The following is a 17,928-nucleotide window of genomic DNA, read 5'->3' as shown; positions in this document are numbered from 1 at the left end:
GCAATAATTTACAAATAAATATATTAGGAGTTTAAACTCCTCTTTTATTATTCCAAACTCTTATATGTAATCTATCACAATATTTATATCCATTTTCAATGGCCATATTTATTACATCTTCACAATTTTTATTTATTTCATCAGCTGTATCACCTAGTGGCATTAAATAAACTTCACATTTTGGAATACCATTTAAAATATCTTTTATTTCATTTTTTGCATTATTTAAAAAATCTTTTCCAATTACAAATTTTAAATAAGAATCATTTGAATTAGTAAGAATTTTTGTTAATGTTTCTTTATTTATTCTTTTTTTTAAAGGTTCTAATGAATTACTTAATTTTACGCTCATAGAAAAAAGAATATTTCTTTGGTAGTCATATTCAAAGTTTAAGTTTAAAGAAGCATTTGTTTCAATAGTAACTTTATGACCTTCATTTATATAATGCTTAATTAATTTCTGAAATTCTTCTTTATTCCAATATAGTAGTGGCTCTCCACCAGTTATTACAATATCTATTTTGTAATTATAAGGGAATTTATTTATTAATTTATTTACTTCTTTAACTATTTCTTCATAAGTTTTATATTTTGTCCATGTATCTTTAAATTCTGTATCAACGGCAAAATACGAATCACAAGCACATTTTTTTATACCACTTGGAGTTTCATATTCAACAGCAAATCCTTCACATTTAAAATTACATTTTCCAAATCTTATAAAAATTGAAGGTGTACCTACTAATTTACCTTCACCTTGGATTGTAGGTCCAAAAATCTCATTTATTTCAAGCATAAAATGTACTTTTACTTTTTGGAGTTTCTAAAAATTCTACATGAGAAACTTTTATTCCTAATTTTTCCATTTTATTTTGAACAATATTTAAAAACCATGCGGATAAATTTTCACTCGTAGGAACAAAATTTACTATTACATAACCTTCATAAAGTTCTTTTATATGCGATTCTAGATTTTGGAATTTTGTTAAATTTACTAAATAATAATTTTCATCATATTTAATTAATTCATTTTTGTCTATGTGTGGAAGCAAAGTTGAAAATAAAGGATCATTTATATCTAAAATAAATTTATGATCTAATACATCATCTAAAAAAGCTTTAAACCAATTTAGATGTTTAAAATCTGTAACCATTCCATCATTAAGTTTTGTTGCTTCAAGATATACTAAAATTTTTCCTTGATGTCCATGTAAATGTCTACATTTTAAACATCCATCTAACGAAAATTCTACATCTAATGTTTGAGACCAAACTCTGTGTCCATAACAAAAATCAAACTCTTTTGATATTTTCCACATCATTATAAATTTACCTTATAAGTAATAGGATCAATTTGATTTGCTAAGTTAAATCCATTTAATCTTAATCTACAAGAATCACAAACCCCACAGGCTTCATCTTCTTCTTTATAACATGACCAAGTATGAATTAATGGAACATTTAATTTCAAAGCTTCTTCAACAATTTGCGCTTTTGATAAATGAACTAATGGAGTTTTTATTTCGATTGAAGTTTCTTCTCTTGTTCCTTGATTTATTGCTTTTGAAATATCATTTATAAACTCTTCTGTACAATCTGGATATCCTGAACTATCTTCTTGTACAACACCAATATACATTGCTGTTGCTTTTTCTTTTTCTGCAATTGCAGCTGTAATTGAAAGAAAAATTCCATTCCTAAATGGAACGTAAGTTATAGGAACACCTGCTTCTAATCCATTTGTGGGAACATCTATAGATTTATCAGTTAAGGCACTTGCACCAATTTGAGTGAAAAATGGAATATCAATTTCATATTTTTCTAAAATTCCCAAATCATCACAAATATCTCTAAAAGCTTTTAATTCTCTATTTTGTGTTCTTTGTCCATAATTAAAATGAACAGCAATTATTTCATATCCATCTTTTTTAGCAATATAAGAAGCAAGAGTTGAATCCATACCTCCACTTAAAATACAAATTGCTTTTTTAGTTGTTTTGTTATTCATATGTTAAAAAATCCTTTTTATTATCCGTAAAAAATTTCCAATTTATTGGTAATATTTTAATAATGCTATTTTTATTTATTTTTTCAACGTCATCGTTTATTACAATGATTGAATTTGAAGTGCTTAATGTAGAAACCATACCTGGCGATCTTTTTTGTGATATATTAAAATATTCACCATCAAAAAAACCTGGTAAAACAGTAATTCTTCCTTTTTTAGTTTTAAAATCTTCTGCCATTTTAGCAAAAATAAAATTATGATAAATATTTTTTGAACCTAAAAGTTTTTGAATAATTAATTTTCCAAATAATTCAAAAATTAAAGCAGAAGCCAATGGATTACCCGGTAGATTTAGAATGTAAGAGTTTTTTATTTTGCCAAAAACTGTTGGTTTGCCAGGTTTTATTTTTATACCATCAAAAATAGTTTCAAAATCTAGTTCTTTAAATGCTTCTTTTGTAAAATCTGCATCTCCTACTGAAACTCCACCAGAAGTTATAATTAAATCTGCATCTAACGAATTTGTTATTAATTCTTTTATTGCTTTAATTGTATCTTTTGCTTGTCCTATAAATGTAACATCACAACCTAACTCTTTTGCTCTTGCTATAAAAGTTGGAGTATTTGAATTGTAAATCTGATAATCTTCTATTTTTTCATAATGAAGTTTTAATTCTTCACCACTAGAAAAAACAATAATTTTAGGTTTTTGATAAACTTTTATATGAGAAATTCCTTGACTTGCAAGAAGAGTTATTTTAGAAAAATTTATTTCTTCACCTTCTTCTATCAAAATTTCATCTTTTTTAATATCTTCTCCAATATATCTAATATGTTGAAATTCTTTTATATTTTGTAAAATTTTTATTTTATTGTTGGGCAATTCTTCCACATCTTCTTTTGGAATAATAGCCGTTGTATTTTCAGGAATTTTTGCTCCTGTCATTATTTTTATACAAGTGTTTTTTTCTATCAAAGTATTGTTGTTATCACCTGCAAAAATAGTATCAATTATTTCTAATTCTTCTTTTTTCTCTTCATAAATAATTGCATAACCGTCCATTGCTGAATTATTATATTTTGGTAAAAAACTTGTCGCGATTATCTGGCTAGCACAAATTCTTGATAAACAATTTTCAATAGGTAAAATTTCATATTTCAAAATTGTTTTGATATTTGAAATTAGTTCTAATGTATTTTGTACTTCTATAGCCATATTTATCCTTTTTAGTTAAAATAAAAACTTATGACAAGTTAGATATAATACCAAAATTTTTTAAAAGTGAGATAAACAAATATGGAATTAATGCAAAGCGCAATTCAAAGCCATGTATATTCAATATATTTTTTTTTAGCAATTATGTTATTTAATTTATATTCAGTTACAAGAGAGAAAAATTTCATAATTTTAGCAAAAAGACTAAAATTTATGACACCTTTATATCATCTAACAAATGCTATAGTTATTTATACGGGAACAATAGTTGCTTTTTATGCACAAACTTTTAGTTTTACAATTGCTTTAATGATTCCTACATCAATTTTTTTATTGGTAATTGAAATAAAGAGATATAAAAAGATGAGAGTTATTAAACATGATCAAATTGAACTTCAAAATGATTTTTATAAATATGCAAAAAAAATTTATACAATTGAAATTTCATTATTAATTGCTGTTTATATTATAAGTAAGGTGTTTTAATGCAATTCACTTATGATGAATTTTGTGGTGGGAATATTTTAGAAATAAAAGATGAAGTTTATAATTATTTAATAAAAGCAAGACGTCATAAGATTGATGATGAGATATATTTTAGAAATTTGAAAGATGAAAATATATATTTGTACAAGATTGTTTTAATTGATAAAAAAAAGGCAGTTTTAAATTTAATTTTTAGTGAAAAAAAAGTTTTAATAAATCAAAAAAAGTTACATCTTGGTTGGTGTGTTATTGATCCAAAAACTATTGAAAAATATATACCTTCATTAAATGAATTAGGAGTTGATAAAATTACTTTTATATATAGTGATTTTTCTCAAAAAAATTTTAAAATTAATATTGAAAAATTAGAAAAAATTCTTATAAATTCTTCTTCTCAATGTGGTCGTTCAGATATTATAAAACTTGATATTTGTAAAAATTTAGATGAATTTTTAAAGAACAATAAAAATATATATTTTCTAGATTTTTCTAATAAATTAATTGATGAAAAAAAAGATGAAATAAAAACATTGGTTATTGGTTGTGAGGGTGGTTTTTCTAAAAACGAAAGAGAAAAATTTAATATAGATTATGTTGTTGGATTTGAATCAAATTTGATATTAAGAAGTGAAACAGCAATAATTGCAGCTACTTCCAAAATAATTTTATAAATAAAGAAGAAGATAAACTTTATGTTTATCTTCCTAAGCTTTTTACCAATTTCTTACAATTGAGTGACAGCTTGAACATGCATTTAACATATCTGAATAAGAATTTGTAGCATTTATAAATGCTTTATTTTCAATGTTAGCTTCTAAGCCAGCAATATCTAAAGCTATTCTTTTTGAAGCATTTTCTGCAACATTTACCATATGTTTTTTATTTTCAGGTAAATATTCAGTAATTATTTTTTTATCTGAAAAAAGAGCATTTCCTTCTTTTACAAGTTTAGTTCCTTCTTTTACTAATTCAAGATTATTATTTAAAAAACCTTGTTGAATTTGAGTCATACCTTTTTCCATAATCGACATAGATTTTTGCATAACATCATTTGCACTTAATGATACAAATGCTAAAGATGAAGCAAGTAATATTTTTATTAATTTCATTTATTTTCTCCTAATTATAAAGAAAAGTTCTTAATGAACTTCTCTCCATTTACTTGCTTTCCATAAGAATGCAAAGATTGCAAAAATTACAAGATAGATTAAGAATTTAGGTCCTAATTCTTCTCTTTGAGCTTTTTTACTATCACCAACTTCTTCTAAATATGCAACAACTTGAGCTTGAGATTCTTCTGTTAATCCAACTCTAGGCATTGCTGTACCTTCTAGAAGTTTTTGTGGATCATTAACAAATGTTTCTAAATAGTGATGACCTCTACTTCTAATCATTTGTGATAAATCAGGAGGTAATTTACCCATGTAATGTTTAATATTATCATTTGGAGTAAATGCAGCCATTGATCCACCTTTCATATCAGCATATTTGATAGAGTGACATCTTTGACAAGCATTCGTAAATACTTCTTTATTTGTCATTTCTTTTGGTGCAATCGATTGTAAATAAGCTACCATATCTGCAATTTCTTGTGGTTGCATCCAGTTGAATTGAGGCATTGGATGAACTTTTCCATCAACAAATTTATGAGCTGTTTTTGATGCTTTTGCTGGATCTTTAATAAATGCAGCTAAATAATCAGCATTATAAAGTTTTCCTGCACTTCCTAAATCAGGAGGAGTTACACCATAAGCTGCAGATGAACTTGCATTATCCATAACTTGTGGAAAACCTTTTGATTCAATTGAGTGACAAGCAGTACAATTTGAAGTAACTAGAACTTCTCCATTTGCAACATTACCTTGTAAACCTTTAACATCAGCTACATCTTCTTTTGTATCAGAAAACGTAAAATCTGCAGGAGCAACATGAGGATGCATAACTGAATGAGCATATGGCTCAACTCCCCAGTAAGTAATAAGTGTTAAAACTACTACTACTGCTAGTATTTTTAATTCTCTCATAGTGAACCCCTTTTCTTAGCATCAATTTTACTGATAATTGGTAATATAATAAATAATAAGATAAATGAAACTGCTGCAAAGAATCCTACCCATGCATTTGTACCTGTTGGAGGTAATTTTCCATAAACAGTTAATACAATTAAGTCAACCATTAATAACCAGAACCAAACGAAGAAAGCTGGTCTTTTATGTGCTGGTAAAATTTTTGGATCTCTATCTAACCAAGGTAATAATAAGAAAATAACATTTGCAAAAGCAAAGGCGATTAATCCAATATCAAATGCTTTAAATCCTGCAATATCAAAGAAGAAACCTCTTAATACTTCATATGACCATAAAAAATACCACTCTGGATAAATATGAGCAGGTGTAACCATGTTATCTGCTGGATCAAAGTTTACTGGATCCATTGCAAAGTTATAATGGAAGAATACTAAGTAAAAATAGAAAATTAAGAAAATTCCTAGAACTGCTAAATCTTTAGAGATAAATATTGGCCAGAAAGGAATAACTTTTGATTCTTTTTTATTTCCAGATAAATATTTTTCAGCTTCAGCATCAAAATCAAATTCATCAGAAGATTGGTTGTTAACGTGAGGAATTCTTAACGTATAGAAGTGTAAACCAATAATTCCCATAATAGTAATTGGTAATAAGAATACGTGTAACATAAAGAATCTTGTTAATGTAGCATCAGCAACGTTAAAGTCACCTCTAATCCAAACAACAAGTGCATCTCCAATAACAGGAACTCCACCAAATAAGTTAGTAATAACCATTGCAGCCCAGTAAGACATTTGTCCCCAAGGTAACATATATCCAGAGAATCCAGCAGCTGAGAATGTCATAAATAATAACATACCAGAAATCCAAATCATTTCTCTACCTTGTTTGTAAGAACCATAATAGATTCCTGTAAACATGTGAATATAAATAATTAAGAATACAACAGAAGCTGCAACACCATGCATATGTCTAAATAACCAACCAAATGCAACTTCTTGCATGATTGTATAATTTACAGAATCAAATGCTAAGTTAACATCTGGTTTGTAATACATCATTAAGAATAAACCTGAAATTACTAAAATACCAAAAGTTGTAGCTAGTAATACTCCCATCGCCCATAAGAAGTTAATATCTTTTGGAATCCAATATTCAGTCATCATAACTTTGTTGAATGTAGTTAGATTTAATCTTTGGTCTAACCATTCTCCAACAGAGTTAGCTTTTTCAAATTTTGCCATTCATAACTCCTTATGCTTTCAATGTTTCAGCAATTTTTTTATATTCAGGTCCTTCTTCTCCTAAAACAATAGAAGTTCCATTAACACTAAATGGTGGTAAATCAAGTGGTCTTGGTGGTGGTCCAAATGTTTGTTTTGCACTTGAATTATATTCTCCTCCATGACATGCACATTTCCATGTATCTTTTTTCCATGCAGGAATACAACCTAAGTGAGTACATAACCCAATTGCAATGATAAATCTATCTTCTCCAATGTGTAAATCTCTAGTAGATTGTTCCATTTCAGCAGTTTTCTTTAATACAAATATAGGTTTCCCTCTCCATACAAAAGTTTCAGGTTCTCCAGCTTTTAGTGTAGTAAGATCAACAGTTGTAAATCCACCAGCTAATACGCTTGGAAGAGGATCCCATACTTGTTTCATACCAACAAGTGAGGCTGCACCACCTACTGCAGCAACTGCAGCAAATGAGTAACCAAGAAAATCTCGTCTATTTGTTTCTTTAGACATATTTGGCTTCCTTTTTTTTAATTTTAGAATTTGACTATTATATTACGGAATTACTTAAAATGTATTGATTTAAGTCATAACAGATGGTTTTTATAGTATTTTTTGTGAAAAAATTACACACTATTAAATAAGTGTTTTTGAGGATTTTTATTAGAAAATCTTATGATTTTCTAATAAAATTAACTATTTCAGATTCAATATTTTCTTTATTAATAACTAAAGAGTGATTGATTTTTGCATTAAATAAGTCTTTAATACTTTGAGGTAAATTTGCATTATATTTTGTAGAAATTTCTTCTAAAGCTTCTTTATCAGTATATTTAACAGAATTCTGATTTAATGCATTTAATACAGTTGGTGAGAATTTTGTCCATTCTGCAGTTGAATAAATAACTGTTTTTAAAGGTTTTTCTCTTAACTCATTATATGCTTTTATACAAGTCGCAGTGTGAGGATCCATTAGATATCCAGAGTCTAAAAACTCTTTTATTGTTCTTGTACCAAAAGTATCATCAGAATAAACAGCTGAGAAGTATTTTTTTAGTTCATTTGTTTCATTTTCACTCATTTTGAAGATTTTTTTCTCATTTAAGTCTTCCATTAACTCTTTAGTTCTATTTGCACCAAATAAAGAATAAATTACTCTTTCAATATTTGAAGATTTTAAAATATCCATTGCAGGAGATTTTGTCAGTTTAAGTTCTTTATCTCTAATATCATAAACACCTGTATTTATCCATTCTGTAAGTATATTGTTTTCATTTGAAGCTACTAAAAGTTTTTCGATAGGTAATCCCATTTCTAAAGCATAAAATGCTCCTAAAACATTTCCGAAGTTTCCACTTGGAACTACTAAATATATTTTTTCACCTAATGTAATTTCATCTTGTTTTAAAAGTTGAATATATGACCAGAAATGATAGATTATTTGGAATATTATTCTTCCAAAGTTTACTGAATTTGCAGCACTTAGTTTGATATTGTCTTTTTCTAATTCTTCTTTAAAAGTTTTTGAAGCAAGTAGATTTTTAAGTGCACTTTGGGCATCATCAAAGTTTCCTTTTATTCCTAAAACTTTTAAATTTTTTCCATCTTCACAAACCATTTGTAATCTTTGAACATCAGAAGTCCCACCATCTGGATATAAACAGACAACTTGAATGTTTTCCTTATTTTTAAAAGTATTAAGAGCAGCTGGCCCTGTGTCTCCTGAAGTTGCAGCAAGAATTAGATATTTTTCATCTCTTTTTTTTGCAATTGAAGAAAGAATTGAACCAAAAGGTTGTAAAGCCATATCTTTAAAAGCTCGAGTTGGTCCATGGTATTGCTCATGAACAAACAAATCTTTTTTTACTTTTATAACTGGACAAGGATTTTGTGGATTGTCAAAGTTATCATATAAATCTAAAGCTTTATTGATTTCATTCTCATCAATATCAATTTCAAAAGCTTTTAAAATATCATAAGCTAACTCTTTGTAGCTTTTATTTACGTGATTTTGAATAAAATTTTCTTCTAATTTAGGTAAATATTCAGGTACGTATAATCCACCAAAAGATGTACTTGGATTTAATATTGCTTCACTAAATGGTACTTTAATTGGTTTAATACCATCATTTCCTCTTGTTTCTATAAAATTCATAATGCCCCTTAATTTTCTAATAATTTTTCTAAATCTATACCATTATTAGGATTGTCTTTTCTAATAAATTGAGTTCCAATTCCATCACTTGTAAATAACTCTAATAAAATTGAGTGTTCAACTCTTCCATCAATAATGTGAGCTTTATTTACGCCATTGTGTATAGCATCAATACAAGAATCAACTTTTGGAATCATTCCACCAGCGATTGTTCCATCTTTTTTATAGTTTTCAACACTCTCTTTATGTAAAGTTTGAATTAATTTTCCTTCTTTATCTAAAACACCAATAGTGTCAGTTAAAAATAAAACTTTTTGAGCGCCAACAGCAACAGCAATTTCACAAGCTGCAACATCAGCATTTATATTAAATCCAGGATGATTTGGTTCAGCACTATCCGCAATTGGTGCTATTACTGGAATAAATCCTTCTTTTATAAGATTATTTATAAGTGTGCCATTTACTTTTGTGATTTCTCCTGTATAACCAAATCTTCCACCATCTTTTGGAATAGCATTTATAATACTAGAATCTTTTCCTGAAATTCCAATAGCTTTTGCTCCATGATGATTTAATAAAGAAGTGATATTTTTATTGATTTCTCCACTTAAAACCATTTCAACAACTCTCATACTATCTTCACATGTAACTCTATGTCCATCCACAAATGAAGAAGGGATATTTAATTTTGTTAAAAGTTCAGTTATCCTTGCTCCTCCACCATGAACAATAATAGGTTTTATTCCTAAAAGAGATAATAAAACTATATCTTCAGCAAATTTATCTTTTAAATCAGGACTTGTTTGTGCTGAGCCACCATATTTAATAACGATTGTTTTTCCGAAGAATTTTTTAATATATGGAATTGCATCAAGAAGAGTTTTAACTTTATAATGTTTATCTATTTTATCTATCATATATAATCCTAAAAGATTTTTAAAGCAAGATTATATCTAAAAGTATCTTATTAACTAAAATGAAATAGTTACTTTAGTATTATTCTTTTATGAAAAAATATTTAGCTTTAAAAGCCAGTGCAGGAAGTGGTAAAACATTTGCACTTACGGTTCGTTATATCACTTTGTTGTTACTTGGCGCAAAACCAAATGAAATTTTAACTCTGACATTTACAAACAAAGCTGCAAATGAAATGAGTGAAAGAATATATAAAACACTTCTTACTTTAGGTGATGATGAAGCATATTTAAATGCTATTATTGAACAATCAAATCTCTCAAAAGAAGAGATTTTAGGGAAAAAAGGTTTTTTAGTAAAATCATTTTCAAGTGCGAATTTATCAATATTTACTATTGATAAATTTGTAAATAAGATTTTAAGAGAGTTTTGTGGATATATTGGTATTTCAGATGATTTTGAAATAAAAGAAGATGATATTGAAACTCTTAGTTTAAAATTTTTAGAATCACTTGATTTAAAACAGTTTGAAACATTGATAGATTTTTCTCATTATGAAAAAAAGAAATTTAATTCACTTTTTGAACTTTTTAAAACACTTTTAGAAAAAAATGAAAAAATAAATATTTTAAATATTGATGCTAAATTAATAGATTTTCAAAAAGAGAAAGTTTTAGAAAATGCTTTTAAAATAAAAGAGTTTATTTTAAATTGTAGTGTTGCAAGCCCAAGTGCAAAAAAAGCTGTTGATTTTGAGAAATTTGATGATTTATTTGGACGAACTTGGCTTGAAAAAGATTGTTTAGCTGAATATTCATATTTTAAAAAATGCGCAAATGAAACAATTGAATCATATTTTATAGAGTTAAAAAAAGAGATAACAATATATTATAAAATAAGGGCAGGGTACAGTTTAAATAAACTATTTGAACTCTATTTAATGTTTAAAGATTTTAAATTTGAGTTTAACAAAAATAAAAACTATTTAGAATTTAATGATATTTCAAATTTAGTTTATGAATTATTATCAACAAAAATTGATAAAGATTTTTTATATTTTAGACTTGATTCAACATATTCACATATTTTGATGGATGAGTTTCAAGATACTTCACTTTTACAATATAAGATTTTAGAACCTTTAATAAAAGAGATACTTTCTGGTGACACGACAAAATTTAAAACATTTTTTTATGTTGGGGATACAAAACAATCTATTTATAGATTTAGAGGTGGGAAAAGAGAACTTTTTGATTATGTAGCAAATACAAATAAAGTTTTAGAAGTTGAAGTTTTAAATACAAATTATCGTTCATGTGAAAATATCATTTCATATGTAAATTCACTTTTTTTAAATCTTGTTAATTATGAATATTATGAACAAGAATCAGTTGCAAAAGATGGTTATGTTGAAGTTTTTGAAGATGAAGCATTAGATGAAGAAGAAAAATTTGTAAACATTGCAAAAAAGATTGAAGAGTTGATTAATTTGGGAGTTAATCCAAATGATATATCAATTCTAACTTATACAAATGATGATGTTTTATCTTTATATTATTATTTAAAACAGAAGTTTCCTGATATGAAAATATCAACTGAAATGACTTCAAAATTAATAAATCAACAAAATGTAAAAGCAGTTATTAATGCTATGAAATATCTTTATTTCAAAGAAGAAATTTATAAAGAGAATGTAAATGCACTTATTGGAAAAGAGATATTAAATGAATTGGATTTACAAATTGAATTGGAAGAAAAATCTGTTCAAGAAATTATAAAAGAGTTATCAAAAAAATTAAAAATCATAGATGAAAATGTTGTTAAATTAATTGAAGTGAGTTCACCTTTTAATAATATCGTAGATTTTGTTTATGAGATAGATAAATTAGATGCAAATATGGAAAATAGTGAATCAGTTGGACTTCAAATATTAACTATTTTTAAATCAAAAGGTTTAGAGTTTCATACTGTTATTTTACTTGATAGAATTAAAAGAAAAAATGTAGACAAATCTTCACTTTTATTTGAGTATGAAAATCTTGAACTAAAAAATATTTTTTACAAAATAAAAGGTTATGAAAATTTTGATAAAGATTATGAAAAAGCAATAGCAAAAGAAAAGGCACTTAGTCTTGAAGATGAAATAAATATTTTGTATGTTGCAATGACAAGAGCCAAAAATAATATGATTATATTTAAAAAAGTTAAATCTTCTGTTTTTGATATTTTAAATATGAATGTTTGTAAAATTGGAAAAATTAAAGAGAGCATTAATCTTGTAATAAATAAAGATGAAAAAAATATTGTTTCATATACTCCATTAGATTTAGGAACACAGGAAAAACAAATTTCAAAAGAAAAAGAGTTAGAAGTTGACCATTTACATGCAAAATATTTTGGATTGGCAACTCACTATTGTTTGGAAATGATGACAAAATTTGATGAAAATAATTTAGACTATTCTATGGATTTAGTTCAAACTAGATATTCAAACTATTTAAGTGAAGAAGATTTTTTTGATATAAAAAATAGATTGAGATATTTATTGAATGATTCAACTTTTAAATCTTTATTAGATAATTCAATGTTTATTTCAGAGCAATCTTTAATTTATAAAGAAGAGATAAAGATTATAGATTTACTTTTATTTAAAGAAGATTGTTTTTATATTATTGATTATAAAACAACAAAAGAAGAACTTGATGAACATAAAGTTCAAGTTTCATATTATAAAAAAGCTATAAAAGAGATATTTCAAACATCAAATGTGAAATCATATCTAGTTTATTTAAAACCTAGTGATTGTACTATTAAAGAAGTTTAAATAAAATATCGAATAGATGCAAAACCGTAGGCTTTTGTATTTTCTATTTTAGAGATTTGTTCTTCTGAAACTATTCCTCCAAGAGCAATTATCTTTATATCTTTATATAAGTTTGTTGCTTCTTCTAACTTTTCAATCCCTTTAGGTTCACCTTTATTTGGTGTATTAAAAATAGGAGAGAAAGTAATTGCATCTGCTTTTAATTTCATAGCCTTTTCAATCTCTAAAAAAGTGTGACAAGAGATAATTGTAAAAAGATTTTTTTCTTTTGCTTCTTTGATTTTATCAAATTGTTTTGAATTTAAATGAACTCCTGATGCACCTAGCTTTTTAGCCAATAAATAATTTGAATTTAGAAGTATTTTTTTTACATTAAATTTTTTACAAATTTCTATAAAGATTTTTGCCAATTCTTCAAAGTTTTTAGATTCTTTATCTCTAAAACAGGCAATATCAATTTTATGTTTAGTTAAAGCTTTTATCAAAGTTTTTTTAAATATTTTTATATCATTACTATAATATTGAGGGTCAGTTATAAGATATTTTTTCATTAGTCTTTCTATTTAAATATATAAAAAAAGGGAATAAGTAAAAACTTATTCCCTTTTCAAAATTTTTTATCAAAATTTTTAGTGTTCTTCGTGTTCCATCATAATAGAACCAGCAATATAAACATAAGTTAATATACTGAAAATAAACGCTTGTAAGAAACCAAACGCAGTTAATAAGAAGAACCCAGGAAGAGGTAATAACCAAGGTACTAACATTAAAAGTACCATTAAGAACATATCATCTCCTCTGATTGAACCAAAAAGTCTGAATGATAATGAAACAATTCTTGATAAGTGAGAAATAATTTCAATTGGGAACATTAATGGAGCTAATACAGGCATAGGTCCCATAAAATGTTTAAAGTAAGCAACGAAACCATTTTTCTTAATACCTAAATAGTTATAGTAAACAAATACTATTAAAGCTAAAGATAATGTAAAGTTAATATTTGAAGTTGGAGCTTCGAAACCAGGGATAACTCCAATCATATTACTAACAAAAATTACTAAAGCTAAAGAACCAATTAAAGGCATATAAGTTCTAGCGTTTTTTTCACCCATTGTATCAGTTCCCATTGCAACGATACCACCTACGAACGTTTCCATTACATTTTGAGATCCAGTTGGAACTAATTGTAACTTTCTAGTAGCTGCTCTTGAAATTAAGAAAATTATCCCAATAACTAGAACAAAGTGTGATAAGATTATCCACTCTTGCCCGTGCCCACCAATTGCACCCAAGAATGTAAACAGTCTTCCTTCCATTTTCTTCCTTTTTTTTTGTTTCTACATGTACTAAATTATGCGTGCATTATAGTATTTATTTTCTAAAATCTTTCTAAAGACAAAAAATTAACTTAAATTTGTTTATATCTGTAACCATTTTGTTTCAAATTTTCTCTAATCAGTTCTTGGTGCTCTTCACCTTTTGTTTCTAATGAAATAGTTACATGTGCTTCACCAAACTCCAGTTTTATAGAGTTTCTATCATAATCTATTTGAACAATATTTGCTGAACAAGTTGTAAAAATTTCAGTTAAATGCATCAATGCACCTGGTTTATCCATAAGTGTTACGATTAGATTCATTTTTCTAAATGATTTTACTAATCCTTTATCAATAATCAAAGATAACATCGTAACATCAATATTTCCACCACTTACAATTGCACATACTTTTTCATTTTCAATATTTACTTTATTATGCATAATTGCAGCAGTTGCAACAGCACCTGCACCTTCAACCATAAGTTTATGTTTTTCTAATAAAAATAAAATTGCATTTGCAGTTTCATTATCACTTACTTCTACAATTTCATCTACATATTCTAAAATGATTTCAAGTAATTTCGGTGTTACATCACGAACTGCAATTCCATCAGCGATTGTTCTAACACTTGAAGAATCTATAGGAAGTCTTGCTTCAAAAGAGTCTTTCATTCCTCTTGCTCCACTTGCAACTACACCTGTAATTTTTATATTTGGATTTATCGATTTTGCTGCAATGGCAATTCCAGAGATTAAACCTCCTCCTCCAATTGGTACAATAATATGGTCAATATCTTCAATTTTTTCTAAAATTTCTAAAGTTAATGTACCTTGTCCTGCAATAACGGCATCATCTGCAAATGGATGAATAAACTCTTTATTGTTTTCTTTTGCAAATTTTGTAGCAGCAGCGTACGCTTCATCAAAATTTTCGCCAGTTAAAACAACGTTTGCACCATAAGATTTAACTCCTGAAACTTTAGTAAGTGGAGTTGCCTCTGGCATAAAGATTGTTGCAACACATCCAAAATGTTGTGCTGCAAATGCTAATCCTTGTGCATGATTTCCTGCACTTGCTGCAACTACACCATTTTGTCTTTTTGTATCATCTAACATAGCAACTTTATTAAATGCACCTCTAATTTTAAAACTTCCTGTTATTTGAAGATTGTCTTCTTTTAGGTAAACTTCTGCATTTAAGTTTTTACTCAAAATTGGAGCTTTCATCAAAGGAGTTGTTAAAACTGTATTTGTTAATCTTTTTTTTGCTTCTTTTATATCATTTAATGTAATCATGGCTTCTTTTCTCATTTTTATAATTCTCGAATCTTATCTAAAAATATGTTTTATCATAATTAAGTTATAACAAAACATATTCTTATTATTACTAGAGCTTTTGCTCTAGTAATTTTTTTCTTTTACAATTTTTACTGCTTCAACCATATTTTTAAGGCTTTGTTTTACTTCTGGCCATTTTCTAGTTTTTAATCCACAATCAGGATTTATCCATAATTGTTCTTTTGGTAAAACTTCGATTAAAGCTTCAATTTGATTTACCATTTCTTGTACACTTGGAATTCTTGGACTATGAATATCATAAATTCCAGGACCAATTTCTTGTTTGTAAGCTACTTCTTTAAAGATTTTTAAAAGTCTATTTCCACTTCGTGCTGTTTCGATTGAAATAACATCAGCGTCCATTGCTTCAATAGTTTTTATAATGTCATTAAATTCACTATAACACATATGCGTATGAATTTGAGTATTTGCTTTTACACTACTAACACTTAGTTTAAAATTATCAACTGCCCAGTTTTCATAAGCTTTGATATTTTCTATTCTAAGTGGATAACCTTCTTTAAATGCAGCTTCATCAACTTGAATCATTTTTATTCCAGCATTTTGTAAATCATCAACCTCTTTGTTTATTGCAAGTGCGATTTGACGAGCTACTTCACTTCTTGGTAAATCATCTCTTACAAATGACCAGTTTAAAATAGTTACAGGTCCTGTTAACATTCCTTTCATAACTTTTTTAGTTTTACTTTGAGCATATTTTATCCACTCAACAGTCATAGGATTTTCTCTATTTACATCTCCATAAATTAAAGGTGGTTTTACACATCTACTTCCATATGATTGAACCCAAGCATTTTGAGTAAATGCAAAACCATCCATTAATTCTCCAAAATATTCAACCATGTCATTTCTTTCTGGTTCTCCATGTACTATTACATCAAGTCCAATTTCATCTTGGAAAGCTACGCAATCATCTATGTATTTTTTAATCTCAGCTTCATATTGTTCTTTTGAAATGGCATTTGCTTTATACTGTTTTCTATTTTCTCTAATCTCTGGAGTTTGAGGAAATGAACCAATAGTTGTAGTTGTTAAGAAATCATAGTTGAAAAATTCTCTTTGAACTTTGATTCTATCTTGAAATTTATCTACTCTTTCAAAGATTTTTAAATTTTTTAGTTCATCTTGAATTTTAATGTTGTGAATTTTTGAAGATATTTTTCTTTGACTATTATCTTCAATATTTCTTTTTATTGTTGATAACTCTTCTAAATTTAGTTTAAAATCAAAAAATTGTTTAGATACTAGAGATAACTCTTTTAATTTTTCATTTGCAAATGCTAACCAAGATTTTATCTCTTTATCTAATTTTTCTTCATAATTTAAAGTAAAAGGAACATGTAAAAGTGAGCAAGAAGTTCCAACTATGATATTTTCTTTATTTACAACTTTTGAAATTTTTTCAAGTAGTTCTACTTTATCTTGAAAATTACTTTTCCAAATATTTCTTCCATCTATTACTCCTGCAATTAAAACTTTATTTGAGTTTTTTATAACCTCTAAAGTTTCAAAGTTTTTACTTCCATGAATAAAGTCTAACCCTAAAGCCCAAATTGGAGTATTAACTAAAATTTTTGTAGCTTCATTTGAATGTTCAAAATATGTTGTTACTACTATTTTTATATTTGGTGCAACATTTGCTAGGGCATCATAAACAGGTTTGATTAAAGATAAAACTTTTGAATCTAAATCTTTTACAAATAGTGGTTCATCAAATTGAACAATAACTTCATCATTAAGTTTTGAAATTTCTAACAATAACTCTTTATAAATTTCAACTACATTATTTATATGTAAAAAAATATCACTATTATCTACACTTTTTGAAAGTCCTAAATATGTAATTGCACCAATTAAATTTATTTTTGTATTTATTCCTAACTCAAGTGCTTCTTGATATTCTTCAATTACTTTTTTACTATTTAATTTAAATTTTGTATCTTTAGAAATTTCAGGAACAATATAATGGTAGTTTGTATTAAACCATTTTGTCATTTCCATAGCTACACAAGAGTCATTTCCTCTTGCCATTGCAAAATATAGTTCTTCATCTTTTAAGTTTTCAAATCTTTTTGGAATGGCACCTAATAATATAGATGTATCTAACATATTGTCATAATATGAAAAGTCATTTGACGAGATAAAATCTATTTTTGCTTCTTTTTGATAATTCCAATGTCTTTTTCTCAAGCTTTCTGCTACAAATTTAACTTCATTGAAATCAGTTTGTTTTGACCAATATTTTTCTAAAACTTTTTTAAGTTCTCTTTTTTCTCCAATTCTTGGAAATCCTATTACATAATTTTTTTGCATAATTAATCCTTTTACAAATGGTTCCCATTTTAAAGGAACCAAATATATTTGTCTACTTTTTAACA

Annotated in this window: 17 protein-coding genes; 3 read left to right on the top strand and 14 right to left on the bottom strand. The window is 26.7% G+C overall.

What is annotated here, in order from left to right; all coding sequences use genetic code 11:
* Positions 1-31: 31 nt before the first annotated feature.
* From ADFLV_RS13380 to ADFLV_RS13365, 4 genes are read right to left on the bottom strand one after another with little or no spacing between them, the layout of a single operon-like run.
* The gene (locus ADFLV_RS13380) at positions 32-796 is read right to left on the bottom strand and encodes a 7-carboxy-7-deazaguanine synthase QueE (RefSeq protein ID WP_129010883.1); all 765 of its coding nucleotides are present in this window, start codon (positions 794-796) and stop codon (positions 32-34) included.
* The gene (locus tag ADFLV_RS13375; RefSeq protein WP_014475238.1) at positions 789-1,322 is read right to left on the bottom strand and encodes a 6-carboxytetrahydropterin synthase; all 534 of its coding nucleotides are present in this window, start codon (positions 1,320-1,322) and stop codon (positions 789-791) included. The genes ADFLV_RS13380 and ADFLV_RS13375 overlap by 8 nt, the downstream gene beginning before the upstream one ends.
* On the bottom strand, positions 1,322-2,008 hold the full coding sequence (gene queC / locus ADFLV_RS13370) for a 7-cyano-7-deazaguanine synthase QueC (protein WP_014475237.1): 687 nt from the start codon (positions 2,006-2,008) through the stop codon (positions 1,322-1,324). Before queC ends, ADFLV_RS13375 begins: the two co-directional genes overlap by 1 nt.
* A complete protein-coding gene (locus ADFLV_RS13365; RefSeq protein WP_129010884.1) occupies positions 2,001-3,224 on the bottom strand; it encodes a molybdopterin molybdotransferase MoeA in 1,224 nt (407 codons plus the stop codon). Before ADFLV_RS13365 ends, queC begins: the two co-directional genes overlap by 8 nt.
* 90 nt (positions 3,225-3,314) lie before the next feature.
* Between ADFLV_RS13365 and ADFLV_RS13360 the strand changes: the two genes are divergently transcribed.
* The gene (locus ADFLV_RS13360; RefSeq protein WP_228712369.1) at positions 3,315-3,710 is read left to right on the top strand and encodes a hypothetical protein; all 396 of its coding nucleotides are present in this window, start codon (positions 3,315-3,317) and stop codon (positions 3,708-3,710) included.
* On the top strand, positions 3,710-4,381 hold the full coding sequence (locus ADFLV_RS13355) for a 16S rRNA (uracil(1498)-N(3))-methyltransferase (RefSeq protein ID WP_014475234.1): 672 nt from the start codon (positions 3,710-3,712) through the stop codon (positions 4,379-4,381). The genes ADFLV_RS13360 and ADFLV_RS13355 overlap by 1 nt, the downstream gene beginning before the upstream one ends.
* Before the next feature lie 42 nt (positions 4,382-4,423).
* Here the strand turns inward: ADFLV_RS13355 and ADFLV_RS13350 are convergent, their stop codons facing one another.
* The 6 genes from ADFLV_RS13350 to argB all read right to left on the bottom strand — a co-directional run bounded on the left by ADFLV_RS13350 (position 4,424) and on the right by argB (position 10,051).
* Positions 4,424-4,819 (bottom strand): hypothetical protein, encoded by a 396-nt coding sequence (locus ADFLV_RS13350; protein ID WP_014475233.1) that lies wholly within the window; start codon positions 4,817-4,819, stop codon positions 4,424-4,426.
* Positions 4,820-4,849: 30 nt separating this feature from the next.
* Positions 4,850-5,734, bottom strand: a complete 885-nt coding sequence (locus tag ADFLV_RS13345; protein ID WP_129010885.1) for a c-type cytochrome — start codon at positions 5,732-5,734, stop codon at positions 4,850-4,852.
* Complete coding sequence (locus ADFLV_RS13340) at positions 5,731-6,981, bottom strand: cytochrome b (RefSeq protein WP_014475231.1); 1,251 nt, start codon at positions 6,979-6,981, stop codon at positions 5,731-5,733. The genes ADFLV_RS13345 and ADFLV_RS13340 overlap by 4 nt, the downstream gene beginning before the upstream one ends.
* A 10-nt stretch (positions 6,982-6,991) precedes the next feature.
* A complete protein-coding gene (locus ADFLV_RS13335; RefSeq protein ID WP_014475230.1) occupies positions 6,992-7,492 on the bottom strand; it encodes a Rieske 2Fe-2S domain-containing protein in 501 nt (166 codons plus the stop codon).
* Between the two features lie 160 nt (positions 7,493-7,652).
* Positions 7,653-9,134 (bottom strand): threonine synthase, encoded by a 1,482-nt coding sequence (thrC, locus tag ADFLV_RS13330; protein ID WP_129010886.1) that lies wholly within the window; start codon positions 9,132-9,134, stop codon positions 7,653-7,655.
* Positions 9,135-9,142: 8 nt separating this feature from the next.
* Positions 9,143-10,051 carry an acetylglutamate kinase gene (gene argB / locus ADFLV_RS13325; RefSeq protein WP_014475228.1) on the bottom strand — a complete coding sequence of 303 codons (909 nt, stop codon included), beginning with the start codon at positions 10,049-10,051 and terminating at the stop codon, positions 9,143-9,145.
* Between the two features lie 89 nt (positions 10,052-10,140).
* On the opposite strand from argB, the gene ADFLV_RS13320 reads away from it, so the two are divergent.
* Positions 10,141-12,873 (top strand): RecB-like helicase, encoded by a 2,733-nt coding sequence (locus ADFLV_RS13320; RefSeq protein WP_129010887.1) that lies wholly within the window; start codon positions 10,141-10,143, stop codon positions 12,871-12,873.
* Here the strand turns inward: ADFLV_RS13320 and ADFLV_RS13315 are convergent.
* The 4 genes from ADFLV_RS13315 to metE form a co-directional block, all read right to left on the bottom strand.
* A complete protein-coding gene (locus ADFLV_RS13315; RefSeq protein WP_129010888.1) occupies positions 12,870-13,424 on the bottom strand; it encodes a thiamine phosphate synthase in 555 nt (184 codons plus the stop codon). The genes ADFLV_RS13320 and ADFLV_RS13315 overlap by 4 nt on opposite strands.
* Before the next feature lie 78 nt (positions 13,425-13,502).
* Entirely contained in the window at positions 13,503-14,189 is a 687-nt protein-coding gene (locus ADFLV_RS13310) for a F0F1 ATP synthase subunit A (protein WP_014475225.1), read from the bottom strand.
* A 92-nt stretch (positions 14,190-14,281) separates the two neighbouring features.
* Positions 14,282-15,487 (bottom strand): threonine ammonia-lyase, encoded by a 1,206-nt coding sequence (ilvA, locus tag ADFLV_RS13305; RefSeq protein WP_014475224.1) that lies wholly within the window; start codon positions 15,485-15,487, stop codon positions 14,282-14,284.
* Between the two features lie 105 nt (positions 15,488-15,592).
* On the bottom strand, positions 15,593-17,863 hold the full coding sequence (gene metE, locus ADFLV_RS13300) for a 5-methyltetrahydropteroyltriglutamate--homocysteine S-methyltransferase (RefSeq protein ID WP_129010889.1): 2,271 nt from the start codon (positions 17,861-17,863) through the stop codon (positions 15,593-15,595).
* Positions 17,864-17,928 lie beyond the last annotated feature (65 nt).

This window comes from Arcobacter defluvii, from assembly GCF_013201725.1.
Lineage (GTDB): Bacteria > Campylobacterota > Campylobacteria > Campylobacterales > Arcobacteraceae > Aliarcobacter > Aliarcobacter defluvii.
This window is presented reverse-complemented; position numbering and strand designations above follow the sequence as displayed.